Annotated in this window: 14 protein-coding genes and 1 pseudogene; 7 read left to right on the top strand and 8 right to left on the bottom strand. The window is 72.9% G+C overall.

Annotated elements, in window-relative coordinates; genetic code table 11:
* The coding region (locus ACFPM7_RS12440) for a PTS transporter subunit EIIC (protein WP_378247211.1) at positions 1-568 on the bottom strand (568 nt) is incomplete at its 3' end.
* Between the two features lie 30 nt (positions 569-598).
* Positions 599-1,522, bottom strand: a complete 924-nt coding sequence (locus ACFPM7_RS12435) for a 1-phosphofructokinase family hexose kinase (protein WP_378247209.1) — start codon at positions 1,520-1,522, stop codon at positions 599-601.
* 122 nt (positions 1,523-1,644) lie between these two features.
* Here ACFPM7_RS12435 and ACFPM7_RS12430 point away from each other — a divergent pair, with 122 nt between their 5' ends.
* From ACFPM7_RS12430 to ACFPM7_RS12420, 3 genes are read left to right on the top strand one after another with little or no spacing between them, the layout of a single operon-like run.
* Complete coding sequence (locus tag ACFPM7_RS12430; protein ID WP_378247207.1) at positions 1,645-2,406, top strand: DeoR/GlpR family DNA-binding transcription regulator; 762 nt, start codon at positions 1,645-1,647, stop codon at positions 2,404-2,406.
* A gap of 20 nt (positions 2,407-2,426) precedes the next feature.
* Entirely contained in the window at positions 2,427-2,936 is a 510-nt protein-coding gene (locus ACFPM7_RS12425) for a cupin domain-containing protein (protein WP_378247205.1), read from the top strand.
* Complete coding sequence (locus ACFPM7_RS12420) at positions 2,933-3,676, top strand: SDR family NAD(P)-dependent oxidoreductase (RefSeq protein WP_378247203.1); 744 nt, start codon at positions 2,933-2,935, stop codon at positions 3,674-3,676. Before ACFPM7_RS12425 ends, ACFPM7_RS12420 begins: the two co-directional genes overlap by 4 nt.
* Positions 3,677-3,910: 234 nt before the next feature.
* Here ACFPM7_RS12420 and ACFPM7_RS12415 read toward each other — a convergent pair whose 3' ends face one another.
* The 4 genes from ACFPM7_RS12415 to ACFPM7_RS12400 form a co-directional block, all read right to left on the bottom strand.
* The gene (locus ACFPM7_RS12415) at positions 3,911-5,614 is read right to left on the bottom strand and encodes an ABC transporter ATP-binding protein (protein WP_378247201.1); all 1,704 of its coding nucleotides are present in this window, start codon (positions 5,612-5,614) and stop codon (positions 3,911-3,913) included.
* Positions 5,611-7,239, bottom strand: a complete 1,629-nt coding sequence (locus tag ACFPM7_RS12410) for an ABC transporter transmembrane domain-containing protein (protein ID WP_378247199.1) — start codon at positions 7,237-7,239, stop codon at positions 5,611-5,613. The genes ACFPM7_RS12415 and ACFPM7_RS12410 overlap by 4 nt, the downstream gene beginning before the upstream one ends.
* A 145-nt stretch (positions 7,240-7,384) precedes the next feature.
* Complete coding sequence (locus ACFPM7_RS12405; protein WP_378247197.1) at positions 7,385-7,588, bottom strand: DUF397 domain-containing protein; 204 nt, start codon at positions 7,586-7,588, stop codon at positions 7,385-7,387.
* Between the two features lie 5 nt (positions 7,589-7,593).
* Positions 7,594-8,454 carry a DUF5753 domain-containing protein gene (locus ACFPM7_RS12400; RefSeq protein WP_378247195.1) on the bottom strand — a complete coding sequence of 287 codons (861 nt, stop codon included), beginning with the start codon at positions 8,452-8,454 and terminating at the stop codon, positions 7,594-7,596.
* A gap of 218 nt (positions 8,455-8,672) precedes the next feature.
* On the opposite strand from ACFPM7_RS12400, the gene ACFPM7_RS12395 reads away from it, so the two are divergent.
* The 4 genes and pseudogenes from ACFPM7_RS12395 to ACFPM7_RS12380 all read left to right on the top strand — a co-directional run bounded on the left by ACFPM7_RS12395 (position 8,673) and on the right by ACFPM7_RS12380 (position 10,652).
* A complete protein-coding gene (locus ACFPM7_RS12395; RefSeq protein WP_378247193.1) occupies positions 8,673-9,137 on the top strand; it encodes a hypothetical protein in 465 nt (154 codons plus the stop codon).
* Positions 9,138-9,236: 99 nt separating this feature from the next.
* Positions 9,237-9,639: pseudogene (locus ACFPM7_RS12390) on the top strand (glycosyl hydrolase family 18 protein); the annotation flags it as partial.
* A gap of 54 nt (positions 9,640-9,693) precedes the next feature.
* The gene (locus ACFPM7_RS12385) at positions 9,694-10,026 is read left to right on the top strand and encodes an ArsR/SmtB family transcription factor (RefSeq protein WP_378247191.1); all 333 of its coding nucleotides are present in this window, start codon (positions 9,694-9,696) and stop codon (positions 10,024-10,026) included.
* A complete protein-coding gene (locus ACFPM7_RS12380; RefSeq protein WP_378247189.1) occupies positions 10,023-10,652 on the top strand; it encodes an SRPBCC family protein in 630 nt (209 codons plus the stop codon). Before ACFPM7_RS12385 ends, ACFPM7_RS12380 begins: the two co-directional genes overlap by 4 nt.
* Before the next feature lie 49 nt (positions 10,653-10,701).
* On the opposite strand, the gene ACFPM7_RS12375 is transcribed toward ACFPM7_RS12380, so the two are convergent.
* Together ACFPM7_RS12375 and ACFPM7_RS12370 are read right to left on the bottom strand one after the other, a co-directional pair.
* On the bottom strand, positions 10,702-11,085 hold the full coding sequence (locus tag ACFPM7_RS12375; protein WP_378247187.1) for a VOC family protein: 384 nt from the start codon (positions 11,083-11,085) through the stop codon (positions 10,702-10,704).
* Between the two features lie 119 nt (positions 11,086-11,204).
* On the bottom strand, positions 11,205-12,788 hold the full coding sequence (locus ACFPM7_RS12370; RefSeq protein ID WP_378247185.1) for a glycoside hydrolase family 13 protein: 1,584 nt from the start codon (positions 12,786-12,788) through the stop codon (positions 11,205-11,207).
* Positions 12,789-12,813 lie beyond the last annotated feature (25 nt).

The raw sequence follows: 12,813 nt of genomic DNA, 5'->3' as shown, positions 1-12,813 counted from the left end.
ACAGCACCTTCGCCGGCTCGACGATGACCGACACCAGCGGCAGCAGGTGCGCGTCGACCAGCCACTGCACGCCGTTGCCGAGCGCCTTGGTGATGCCCTCGACCACCGGGCCGATGGAGAACAGGCCGCCGATGGCGAGCAGACCGCCGATGATGCCGGCGCTGAAGTTGTCCACGAGCATCTTGAAGCCCGGGGCGACCTTCTCGCCGACCCTGTCGTCCCACAGCTTGATGAGGAAGCCGCCCAGCGGACCGACGATCATCGCGCCGAGGAACATCGGGATGTCCGCGCCGACGACCACGCCCATCGTGGCGATCGCGCCGACGACCGCGCCGCGCTGCCCGTGCACGATCCGGCCGCCGGTGTAGCCGATCAGCACCGGGAGCAGGTACTTGATCATCGGGTCGACCAGCTGGGCGATGTCCTCGTTGGGAATCCAGCCGGACGGGATGAACATCGCGGTGATGAGGCCCCACGCGATGAACGCGCCGATGTTGGGCATCACCATGCCCGCGAGGTGGCCGCCGAAGCGCTGGATGCTGACCCGCGCGCGTTGAGCAGTGGTCATCTTTGACCCCTTCCGTCGAGCTGGCTCCCGTTAGCGGAGTTCGCGTGCTCCGTCGATCTGCGGGTGCATGCGCACCCGGTGCGCCCGGACCTCCGCCGGACCCGGCATCGTGCTGCCCGGCAGCGAGACCGCCGCCGACCCCCAGGCCACCCCCGCGCGCAGGCCCTCCGGCCCACCGCCCGCGGACAGGTAGCCCGCGAGCATCGCGTCGCCCGCGCCGACCGTGCTGCGCGGCACCGCGTCGGCCTCGGCGTGCCACGCGCCGTCGTGCTGGACGAGGACCGCGCCGTGCCCGCCGAGACTGGCCAGCACCGAGCCCGCGCCCGCGGCCAGCAGCTCGCGCGCGGCGGCGACCACGTCGGCCAGGGTCGGCAGCGGGCGGCCGACGGCCTCCTCCAGCTCGGGCAGGTTGGGCTTGACCAGGGCGGCCCCCGCGGCGACGGCCTGACCCAGCGCGGGGCCGCTGCTGTCGACGGCGACCTTGACCCCCGGCACCCCGGTGACCAGGTCGGCGTAGAAGCCGGTGGGCGCGCCCGGCGGGAGGCTGCCTGCGGCGACCACCCACGCCGCGTCCTCCAGGTGGGAGAGGACGGCGGTGCGCAGCGAGGCCACCTCGGCCTCCGACAGCGGCGCGCCCGCCTCGTTGAGCTTGGTCACGGTGGCGTCCGGCTCGACCACGGTGATGTTGCAGCGCACCGGGCCCAGCACCGGGACCCGCACGACGTCGATGCCGTCGTCGGCCAGCAGCGAGATGAGCTGCGCGCCCTCCGCGCCGCCCGCGGGGACCACCGCGCGGGACTTGAACCCGTTGCGCGCCAGCGCCCTGGCGACGTTGATGCCCTTGCCCCCCGGCTGGACGTGCACCCCGCTCGCGCGGTGCAGCCCGCCGCGTTCCAGCCGCTGGACCTCGACCGTGCGGTCGACGCTCGGATTGGCCGTCAGCGTGACGAACATCGCCCACCTCCCCGTTGATTTGGGTGAGATTACCTCCGTTCATGTGGGACCACAAGCCCTCGCCAACACGTAACCACAGAAAGCCACACCACAACCAACATCACGGTGTATGCTCCCGTCTCGTGTACGCCGAGGAGCGTCAGCAGGTGATCCTCGACCGCGCCAGGGCGCGCGGACGGGTGGACGTCGCCGCGCTGGCCGAGGAGTTCGCCGTCACCACCGAGACCATCCGCCGGGACCTCACCGTCCTGGAGCGCCACGGCGTGCTGCGCCGGGTGCACGGCGGGGCGATCCCGGTGGAGCGCATCGGGTTCGAGCCCGCGGTGGCCGCCCGCGACACGGTCATGACCGGGGAGAAGGAGCGCATCGCCAAGGCGGCGCTGTCCCTGCTCCCCGAGGAGGGCACCATCCTCCTCGACGCGGGCACGACCACCGCCCGCCTCGCCGACGTGCTGCCGCCGGACCGCGAGCTGACCGTGGTGACCCACTCGGTCAACATCGCCCTGTCGCTGGCGGGCAGGCCCAACCTCACCGTGATGCTCGCGGGCGGCAGGCTGCGCACACGCACGCTGGCCACGGTCGACGCCTGGGCCTTGCAGGCGCTCAAGGACACCTTCGTCGAAGTCGCCTTCATCGCCACCAACGGCCTGTCGGTCGAACGCGGCCTCACCACCCCCGACCCCGCCGAGGCGATGGTCAAGCGCGCCGCCATCGGCTGCGCCCGCCGCTGCGTCTTGCTCGCCGACCACACCAAGGTCGGCAACGACTACTTCGCCCGCTTCGCCGACCTCGGCGACATCGACACCCTGATCACCGACTCCGACATCGACGCCGAGGTCGCCGCCGAACTCGGCGCCGCCGGACCCACCGTGGTCACCGTTTAGCTTCCACGTACTGTGGCCTCATGGAGGCGACAGCTGACGAGATCGCCGAGCTGTACGGCTTGCGCCCACTGCCCGCGGAGGGCGGCCGCTACCGGCGCACGTGGGCGGGCCCGGTGTCCGCGGGACGTCCCGCGGGGTCGGCCATCCTGGTCCTGCTGACCGAGGGCGACGGATTCTCTGCCCTGCACAGACTTCCGGTGGACGAGGTGTGGCACCGCTACCTGGGCGACCCGGTCGACCTGCTGCTGCTCGGAGCCGGCGGACGGGTGGCGGTGCTGGGGCCCGACATCATGGCGGGCCAGCACGTGCAGCTGACGGTGCCCGCGGGGACGTGGATGGGAGCACGGGTCCGACCGGGCGGCCGGTGGGCACTGTGCGGCACGACGATGGCGCCGGGATTCGTCCCCTCGGACTACATGGGCGGCGATCCGGGCGTGCTGGCCCTGGCCTACCCCTCACACGCCGAGCTGATCCACGCGCTGTCGCGGCCGGGCGCGCCGGTCAGGATGCCGCCCGGGGTGGATTCGTGATCGACCTGCGGGGGACCGCGGTGCTGGTCACGGGGGCCAGTGGCGGAGTGGGGAGCGGGATCGCCCGGCGGTTCGCGGCGGCGGGGGCGGCTGTTGTCGCACACTACCACCGGGATCGGGTGAGTGCCGAGGAGCTTGTGGGCTCGTTGGGGGTCCGGGCGGTGGCTCTGGGGGCGGACCTGGCCATGGAGGCCGAGTGCCTGCGGCTGGTGGAGGAGGCCGCGGGGTGGGCCGGGAGGTTGGACGCGCTGGTGAACTGCGCCGGGGTGCAGCCGGATCAGGCGTTGGCGGGGATGTCCCTGGCTGATTGGCGGGCGGTGGTGGACGTGAACGTGGCGTCGGTGTTCGCGTGCACGCAGGCCGCCGCGGGGATCATGGCCCGGCAGGGTGGGGGGTCGGTGACGCATGTGGCGTCGATCCAGGCGCATGCGCCTGCCGAGGGGCATGCGCACTACTGCGCGTCGAAGGCCGCCGTGGTGATGCACGCCCGGTCCGCTGCGTTGGAGTACGGGCGGGTGGGGGTGCGGGTGAACTCGGTGTCGCCTGGGTTGGTGGATCGGGAGGGGTTGGACTGGGAGGAGGGGGTTCGGCGGTGGCGTGAGGTGGTTCCGTTGGGGGAGTTGGTTCCGGCTTCGGCTGTGGGGGATGTTTGTGTGTTCCTGGCTTCGCCGATGGCCGCGTTTGTCACGGGGCAGGATGTTTGTGTTGATGGGGGGATGACCGCTCGTCCGCCGTGGTGATGTTCCGTGGTGGTTGCGTTGGGTGGGCGGGGTCCGGTGGGGTGGACAGGATGAGCAGTGGCCCCCGGGCCAGCTGCCCCGCTCACCTCAGCCTCACCCAGCCCCGCACAACCTCGCCTCATGTGCCCGGCCCCGCCTCGCCATCCTCACCTGTGTCCTGGCCTGCCCTGCCTCGCCTTGCCCTACGTCGCCTTCCTCACCCCGCCCTGCCCTACCTCACCTTCCTTCCCTCACTCAATCCCCCCCATGCCACGAGCGCCACAGTGCCGCGTAGGAGCCACCGGCAGCCAACAGTTCCGCAGGCGTGCCCAACTCAGCGATCCGCCCCCGATCCACCACCGCCACCCGATCAGCGGCGTCCGCAGTGTGAAGCCGGTGGGCGATGGCAATGACCGTCCGTCCGGTAAGGACAGCGGAAAGGGCCCGCTCGGCGGTTCGAGCGGAGTGTGGGTCCATCACCGAGGTTGCCTCGTCCAAGACGACGGTGTGCGGGTCGCGGAGGGCGACTCTGGTCATGGCTATCAGTTGGGCGTGGGCGGGGGGTAGGGCGGCCAGGGGGGTGTCCAGGTCGGGGGTGGTGGGCCAGCCGATGGTGGTGAGGGCGGCGGTGAGGGTGTGGTCGTCGGCGTCCGGGGCGGCGATGGCCAGGTTGTCGCGCAGGGTTCCGCGGAAGATGTGGTGTTCCTGGGAGACCAGGACGACCAGGGCGTTTCGGGTGGCGGGGTCCAGGTCGGCGACCGGAACGCCGCCGAGGAGGACTCGGCCGGCGCGGGGGCGCTCCAGGCCGGCGATCAGTCTGCCTACAGTGGACTTCCCTGCCCCGGACGGGCCGACGATCGCCAGGCGTTCCCCCGGGCGGACCTCCAGGTCGATGCCGTGCAGGACGTCTTTGCCGGGGATGTAGGCGAAGCGCACGCCGCTGAGGGTGACGCGGTCGTCGGCGGGGGTGGTGTCGGTGGTCGGGTCGGGTGGGGTGGCGACGCCCGCGATTCTGGAGAGGGCGGCGGCGCTGCCCTCCACCTGCTCCAGCCATTGGGCGATGCGGCTCAGCGGATCGGCCAGCTGCCAGGCGTACAGGGCGGCGGCGGCCACCTCGCCGACGGTCAGCCTGCCGTGGAAGGCGGCCACGCCGCCCGCGGCGAGCACGAGGACGTGCGCCACCCGGTGGGAGAGGTCAACGCTGAGGAACACGCGCAGGCGCAGGGCGAGGGTGCGCATCCGGGCGTGGTAGACGGTGTCGATGGTGGCGTCGGAGTCGGCGACGCGGGCCTCGGCCAGGCCGAGCGCGCCCACCGTGCGCGCGCCTTCCGCCGTGGCGGACATGCTTTCCGCCACCGACGACGTCGCCTCGCCGTGCGCCAGGTACGCGTTCCTGCCGCGCTTGCGGTACCAGCGGATGCCGAGCACGACCACCGGCAGCGTCACCAGCCCCGCGACCCCGAGCAGCGGATCGACCAGGACGAAGACCGCGGTGAACAGCAGCAGGGCCTCCGCGGCGGCGAGGACCAGGTCCGGGGCGGCGTCGCGCAGGGCCACACCGACGGTGCCGACGTCGACCGTCGACCGGGTCACCAGGTCGCCGGTGCCCGCCCGCTCCACCACCCGGCTCGGCAGCGCCAGGACCCGGTCGAGGAACTGCTCGCGCAGCCGCGCCGTCGCCCGCTCCCCCAGCCGGTGCGCCGCCAGACGCGACGCCCTGACCAGCAGGAGCTGCGCGACGGCGAACCCGGCGACCGCTGCGGCGAGCAGGTCGACCCGCGCCCCGGGCGACCCGGCGGTGTCGATGATCCGCCCGAGCAGCCACGGGCCCGCCAACCCCGCCGCCGTCGCCGCGACCATCAACCCCAGCACGACGGTCAGCGCCCCGCGCTCCCCCCGGACCAGCCCGAGCAGTTCCCCGCGCGTCGCGGCCTCGTCGGCCACGGGAAACGCCGTCACCGGTCCACCGCCTCGCGGTAGGCGGGCAGCGCCATCAGTTCCTCGTGGCGTCCTTCCCGATCGCCGAAGCGGACCCTGTCGGCGTGGCGCAGCAGCAGCGGCGAGGCGGTGAACAGCACTGTCGTGCGCCCCTTGCGGCACGCGGCGATCCCGGCGCCGATGGCGGCCTCGGTGTGCGCGTCCACCGCGGAGGCCGGCTCGACCAGAATGAGCACCTCGGGGTCGGCGTGCAGGGCGCGGGCGAGGCGGACGCGCTGGCGCTGGCCGCCGGAGAGGTCCGAGCCCTGGCCCTGCACGACGGTGTCCAGGCCGTGCGGGAGGCCGTCGACTATGTCCTCGGCCGCCGCCGCCCTGATCGCCTCGCTCGGGTCGCCGCCGCCGAGGACGGCGCGCAGCGGGCCGGGGAACAGGTGGGCGGAGTCGTCGGCCAGCAGCACCCGCGACCGCAGGTCGGCGACGTCGGCCACCGGGACCCCGCCCCAGGTCGCACCGGGCCGGTAGCCCGCGAGGCGCTCGGGCGCGGCGGGGTCGGCGGCCACGACGGCGGTCAGCTCGCCCGGCAGGGCCGTGATCCCCGACCGGTCCACCACGACGGCCCCCTCGGGCACCGGCGTCGTCCCCGGCTCGGGCACCGGGACCGTCAGCACCTCGACCACCCGCGCCGCCGACACCAGGCCCCGCGCGAGGTCGTCGGCTCCTTCGACGAGGAACGCCACCGGGACGACCAGGATCGCCACGTAGCCGTAGACCGCGACGACCTCGCCCGCCGTGACCTCCCCGGACGCGGCCATCCGCGCCGCGATCCAGGTGACGGCCGCCAGGAACAGCGCGGGCAGCCAGGCCGCCGCCGCGTACACCCAGCTGGTGATCGCCCCGACCCGGTACCCGTCGGCGACCAGCTCCCGGGACTCGGCGCGGTAGCGGCTGCTGAACTCCGCGCCGCCGCCGATCCCGCGCAGCACCCGCAGCCCGGCCACGATGTCGGCGGCCCGTGCGGTCAGCGCGCCCTGCCGCTCGCGGTAGCCGACCTCGCGCTCGCGCAGGCCCGCCAGCAGCGGCCCCAGGGACAGCGCGATCACCGGAACGCCCAGCAGGACGACGATGGCGAGCAGCCAGGAGATGCCGAACAGCACCACCGCCGTCAGCGCGTAGGCGGCCACCGCGCCGACACCGGGGCCGGTCAGCGTCATCACCCTGGCGACGCGGAGGATGTCGGTGGCCTGCACGCTCGCCAGGTCGCCCGCCGAGAGCTTGCGCGGGAACTCCGCGCCCAGCCGGGCGGTGTGGCGCACCACGACCTGCACCGTGCGGTACATCGCGTCGCCGCGGGCGAGCGTCATCGTCCGGTGGCGGAGCCAGGCCAGCACCGCGCTCGCCACTCCCGCGGCCAGCAGCGCCGCGATCCACCACGCGAACGCGGCGGTGTCGCGGGCGTCGATCGCGTCCAGCGCGCGGGAGACGAGGTAGGGCGGCAGGATGAGCCCGCACATCCACAGGCTCCCCCAGAGCGAGCCCGCCGCCGTGTGGCGCTTCTGCGCCAGGACCAGCCACCACAGGAAGCGCCCCGGGCTCCGGGCGTCCGGCTCCCCCGGGTCGGCGTAGGGCACCCGATGTCGTTCCCCCATGACCCCAATCTACCGATGGCGACGGTCACTCAGGTGCGGCATCATCGAATCGGGCGTCCGGCGAACGAGTGCCCCGGTCCACGCTGCGTGTGGACCGGGGCACTGTCGTTCACCACACCGGTTCAGCCCGGCGGGCGGTGTTCACTCAGCGGAGTCCGCCGGTGAACGCGGACCACGCCCCGGCCGGGAACACCAGCACCGGGCTCGCCCCGGCCAGCTTCGTGTCCCGCACCCCGACGACGGCGGCGGTGGACGGTCCTACTTCGACACACCCGTTCTCGGCGCTGTAGGTCGACTTGCGCCACGGCGTCCCGGCGGGGAGGCCGCCCGCGACCTCCTGGTACCTCATGGGATTCATAGCTCCTTCGCTATTCGGTGGATGTACGCCGGAGAGTCCGCTGGGCTGATCGCCTGCACCCGCAGCCTGGAGAGGGCGTTGCGGTAGCGGGTGATCTGCTCGGACTCCTCGTAGTAGTAGCCCTGCACCCGCGTCTCCGCGAAGACCACTCCCGAGTCGCTCTCCAGCTCGGCCGGGAACGTCAGCACGCTGAACGCCCCGTCGACCCCCACGTGCGCGCCCGCGGAGAACGGCAGCACCTGAAGCTCGATGTTCGGCCGTTCGGCCAGTTCCAGCAGAGAGCCTAGCTGTGCACGCAGGGTGTCCCGACCGCCTACCTCCCACCGCAACGCGGGCTCGGCGATGATCCGCCAGAGCAGCGGAGGTGACTCTGGGTCCAGCACTTCACGCTGACGGGCGAGGCGGAGATCAACCTGTCGGTCGATCTCCGCCTCGCCCAGTTCCGGCCGCAGCGCGCGGAAGACGGCCCTGGCGTAGTCGGCGGTCTGGAACAGTCCGGGGACCACCTGCGCGTCGAAGCTCTCGACCTGCGCGGCGCTGTGCTCCATACCGAGGAAGAGGGTGAAGTAGTCGGGCACGGCGTCGCCGAACCCGATCCACCAGTCACGCCCCTTCTTGGCCCGCTGCCGCAGCTCCAGCCAGAACTCGATGCGCTCGGCGACGCCGTAGAGCTCCAGCAGCCGCTCCAGCTCCAGCGGCCCCGGCAGCGAGCGCCCCACCTCCATGTGCCCGATATTGGTGACGCTGCCGCGGATCGAGGCCGCGGCCCGCTCCCGGCTGATGCCCGCGCCCTCGCGGAGCTTGCGCAGCTCGAACGCGATCCAGCGCTTCAGCACGGTCGGACTGCTGGCGACCACAGTGGACCTCCCTCGTCTGGCACCCCGGACAGCCTGCCGCATCGGCCGTGTCTGGTAGTTCACCCAATCGAAGGACTCGCCAATGTAGTGGACTACAACTTAGCGTTTCCCGGGTGGGAGTCCGGCTCCCGCCCGGGGAGCCCCGTCCGCTCCCGGACGCCCAGTCGCCGCAGGCGGGCGCTCCCCGGCTGACGACGTCCGGAAAGGGGCAACCGCGAGTGACGTTCCGCAACGCGCCCCAGGCCCGGACGCAGGCGCCGCATCCCCCGAGCGGCGGCGCCCCGTCGGCCGGTCCGCGCGTCGATCCCCCGACCGCCGTCCCGCACGTCGACCCGTCGACCTCCCGGCACGGCGGTGCATCCGCGGACCGGCCACCACACTCCGCCCACGAGCACGAATCCGCCCACCCCGGCGACGTCCGCGACTTCGCCCGGCACCTGCTGTCCACCGGCTGGACCAGGCACCCCGCCGACTTCGCCGCCTTCCTCGCCACCCGGACCTGGGCGGACGACTCCGCCGACACGGTCGCGGTCTTCGACCCCGCCCACGTCCACGCCTTCCGGGAAACCCCCGAGGGCACAGTGGTCTGGCTCTTCGACGGCGACCTGCCGTCGGTCCGCCGAGCCGTCGACGGCCTCGGTCCGCCTGGACGGCACGTGCGCATCCCCGCCCAGAAGACCTGAGCAAGGCCCACACAGCCGAGCCGAGAACAGCCGTCAGAGCTGAGCCTCACTCAGGCTTGTGCATCCGCCCCCCGCCGACGACACCCAGCCCCGACCGCCGCCGACTACGCGCGCCCGTTCTCCGCCGCCCAGTCGGTCGACGGAGTCGCCGATACCGGAGTGGGAACCGTTGCGGGGCAACCTGAACCAGCTGCGCACGCTCAAGGCGCCACACGCTGCTGCCTGCCGAGTTCCGCAAGCAGCTCGACGAGCTGGGCGCCACCACGGGCAAGCGCTACGAGCTGCATGCCTTGACCCGGCCGACCCCGCCGAGGTGGCCTCGGGCCGGGAGGTGCCGGAGACCTTCCAGCACCTCGACGTCGCCATCGTGCAGGGCTACGACTTCCACGGCGCAGGCGGCGACAACTCCTGGGAGCCGAACCGCACCGGCCACCAGGGCAACCCCCACCCGGACGCCGACGACCCGCACCCGACCGAGTTCAGCGTCGAGACCGCCGTCAGCACCAGATTGCGTTAGCGATTGCTTATATAAGTTCCTACTGATAATGTCCCGACCGTGCACGCGTTCGATGTCCTCGGCGACCCCGTCCGACGCCGCATCCTGGAGCTGCTCGCCGACGGCGAGCGGACATCGGGCGCGGTGTCGGCGGTGATCCAGGAGGAGTTCGGCATCACCCAGCCCGCGGTCTCCCAGCACCTGAGGGTGTTGCGGGACAACGGCTTCACCACCGTCCGCCCCGATGGCGCCCGACGGCTCTACTCGGTGAACACCGACCCCCTCCGCGAGGTCGACGCGTGGCTGCACAGGTTCCGGCGGTTCTGGACACCGCACCTGGACGCCCTGGCCACCGAGCTGGCCAGGGGCCGCCGCGAGAGAGGACAACCATGATCGACGTCGACCACCAGATCAGCTCCGTCACCCGCACACTCGGCACCCGGACCCTGGAGGCGGGCGAGGCGCGGGTCTTGACCATCTCCCAGACCTACAAGTCCGACCAGGCCGACGTGTGGGACGCCCTCACCAACCCCGAACGCCTGCCCCGGTGGTTCCTGCCGGTGACCGGCGAGCTGGCCGTGGGCGGCAAGTACCAGCTGGAGGGCAACGCGGGCGGCACCGTCGAGCGCTGCGACGCGCCCCGCTCGTTCGCGGCCACCTGGGAGTTCGGCGGCGAGGTCTCCTGGATCGAGGTCACCCTGACCGAGGTCGACGGCGGGACCCGCTTCGCCTTGGAGCACGTCGCCCACGTCAAGGACGAGCTGTGGGAGACCTACGGGCCGGGCGCGACCGGCGTGGGCTGGGACGGCGCGGTCATGGGCCTGGGGCTGCACCTGGGCGGGGCGAGCCCGCTGGACCCGGCGGACTTCATGGCGTGGGCCGGGTCCGAGGAGGGGCTGCGGTTCAACAAGTCCGCGAGCGACAAGTGGGCCGAGGCGAGCATTGCCGCCGGGACGCCGCCCGAGCAGGCGTGGGCCGCGGCCGAGCGGACGACGGCCTTCTACACGCCCGAGTCCTGACGCGGTCCGGCCTTCCCGCCCCGGCGGGCGGAGCGGGAAGGCCCGCCGGCTACGAGCCGGAGCCGTAGGAGCGGGTCAGGACCTCCATGTTGTGGCCGTCGGGGTCCTCGAAGTAGAAGCCGCGACCGCCGTCGTTGGTGTTGATCTCGTTCTCCTGCCGGTGGTACGGGTCCGCCCAGTAGGTCCGGCCGAGGGCCACCACGCGCGCCAGGACGGCGTCGAAGTCGGCGTCGGGGACCTTGAAGGCGTAGTGCTGCGCGGCGATCTCACCGCCGGACTCGTAGTAGTCCAGAGTCAGGTCGTGGGCCAGCGGCACGGTCAGGAACGGTCCGAACGGCACCGGGGCGGGCAGGCCGAGCACCTCGGTGATGAACGCCGCCGACGCGCTCTTGTCGGTGGCGTGGACGATGGTGTGGTTCAGCTCTACGGGCATTCACTCCCCCTTGATCATGTGTCCCCACCACCGTAGAACCTCCAGTGCGCTGGATGTCCAGGACGCGATGGCGGGCCGGGGGCGCCGCGCGCGGGCAGCGGCGCCCCCGGCCCCGTCTGTCAGCGGGCGACCCAGACCGTGGTGTCCGGCGGGAGCGCGCCGTCCAGCGGCCCGCTGGCCATCAGCACCTCGCCGTCGGGCAGCGCGACCGACTCGGCGGACAGGTTCACCACGCACACCAGGTTCTCCCTGGTGAAGGCGAGCACCCCCGGGGGTTGGTCCACCCAGGTCAGCGCGCCGTCGCCGAGCAGGTCCCGGCGCAGGCGCAGGGCCGCCCGGTAGAACTCCAGCATCGAGGCGGGGTCGCCGTCCTGGGCGGCGGCGGTGAGCGGCCCCCAGTCCCCGGGCTGGGGCAGCCACGGCGCGGCGCCGGTGTCGTTGAACCCGTAGGGCGGGGCGTCCCCCGACCACGGCAGCGGGACGCGGCACCCGTCGCGGCCGATGTCCGCGCCGCCGGTGCGGGCGAACACCGGGTCCTGGCGCACCTCGTCGGGCAGGTCCTCCACGTCGGGCAGGCCCAGTTCCTCGCCCTGGTAGACGTACAGGCCGCCGGGCAGCGCCATGGCCAGCATCGCCGCGGCCCGCGCCCGGCGCACCCCCAGCCCGCGGTCGCTGGGCGCGCCGTGCTGGCGGTCCTCGAAGCCGAAGGAGGTGTTGTCGCGCCCGTAGCGGGTGACGTGCCGGGTGACGTCGTGGTTGGACAGCACCCAGGTGGCGGGCGCGCCGACCGGCGCGTGCGCCGACAGGGTGGCGTCGATGCAGCCGCGCAGCTTCTCCGCGTCCCAGGCGCAGGACAGGAAGTCGAAGTTGAACGCCGAGTGCAGCTCGTCGGCGCGCAGGTAGCGGGCGAAGCGCTCGGGGTCGGGCAGCCACATCTCGCCGACGAAGACCCTGGGCTCCGCGTAGGAGTCGGCGATGCCGCGCCAGCGCCGGTAGACCTCGTGGACGCCGTCCATGTCCGAGAACGGCAGCGGAATCTGCGCGCGGCCGTGCACGTCCGGCAGGTCGGGGTCCTTGACCAGGCCGTCGGCGACGTCGATGCGGAAGCCGTCGACGCCGCGGTCGAACCAGAACCGCAGCACGTCGTCGAACTCCGCGTGCACGCGCGGGTCCTGCCAGTTGAGGTCGGGCTGCTCGGGGGCGTAGAGGTGCAGGTACCACTCGCCGTCGGCCACCCTGGTCCACGCCGGGCCGCCGAAGCGGGACTGCCAGTCATTGGGCGGCTCCGCGCCGTCCTCGCCGCGGCCGGGGCGGAACCAGAACCGCTCGCGCGCGGAGCTGCCCGGACCGGCGGCCAGCGCCTCGGCGAACCACGGGTGCCGGTCGGAGCAGTGGTTCGGGACGATGTCGATGATGACCCGCAGGCCGTGGGCGTGGGCCTCGCCGATGAACAGCTCGGCCTGCTCCAGGGTGCCGAACGCGGGCTCGATGTCGCGGTAGTCGGCGACGTCGTAGCCGGAGTCGGCCATCGGCGACGGGTACCACGGGTTGAGCCAGATGGCGTCGACGCCGAGCGCGGCGATGTGCCCGAGCCGGGCCCGCAGGCCGGTCAGGTCGCCGGTGCCGTCCCCGTCGCCGTCGGCGAAGCTGCGCACGTAGACCTGGTAGATCGCCGCGCCGCGCCACCACGCGTGTCCGCTCACGCGAACCCCCTCCTCGCTGTCGGCC

Source organism: Actinokineospora guangxiensis (assembly GCF_042657845.1).
Classification (GTDB): domain Bacteria; phylum Actinomycetota; class Actinomycetes; order Mycobacteriales; family Pseudonocardiaceae; genus Actinokineospora; species Actinokineospora guangxiensis.
Note: the sequence above shows the minus strand (reverse complement) of the source record. Positions and strands in the feature narration are given on the sequence as shown.

Bases quoted from the DNA above. Each gene is read 5' to 3' on its own strand.
- ACFPM7_RS12435 (WP_378247209.1), bottom strand. From the start codon at position 1,522: ATGTTCGTCACGCTGACGGCCAATCCGAGCGTCGACCGCACGGTCGAG.
- ACFPM7_RS12425 (WP_378247205.1), top strand. From the start codon at position 2,427: ATGGAGGCGACAGCTGACGAGATCGCCGAGCTGTACGGCTTGCGCCCA.
- ACFPM7_RS12410 (WP_378247199.1), bottom strand. From the start codon at position 7,239: ATGGGGGAACGACATCGGGTGCCCTACGCCGACCCGGGGGAGCCGGAC.
- ACFPM7_RS12405 (WP_378247197.1), bottom strand. From the start codon at position 7,588: ATGAGGTACCAGGAGGTCGCGGGCGGCCTCCCCGCCGGGACGCCGTGG.
- ACFPM7_RS12380 (WP_378247189.1), top strand. From the start codon at position 10,023: ATGATCGACGTCGACCACCAGATCAGCTCCGTCACCCGCACACTCGGC.
- ACFPM7_RS12375 (WP_378247187.1), bottom strand. From the start codon at position 11,085: ATGCCCGTAGAGCTGAACCACACCATCGTCCACGCCACCGACAAGAGC.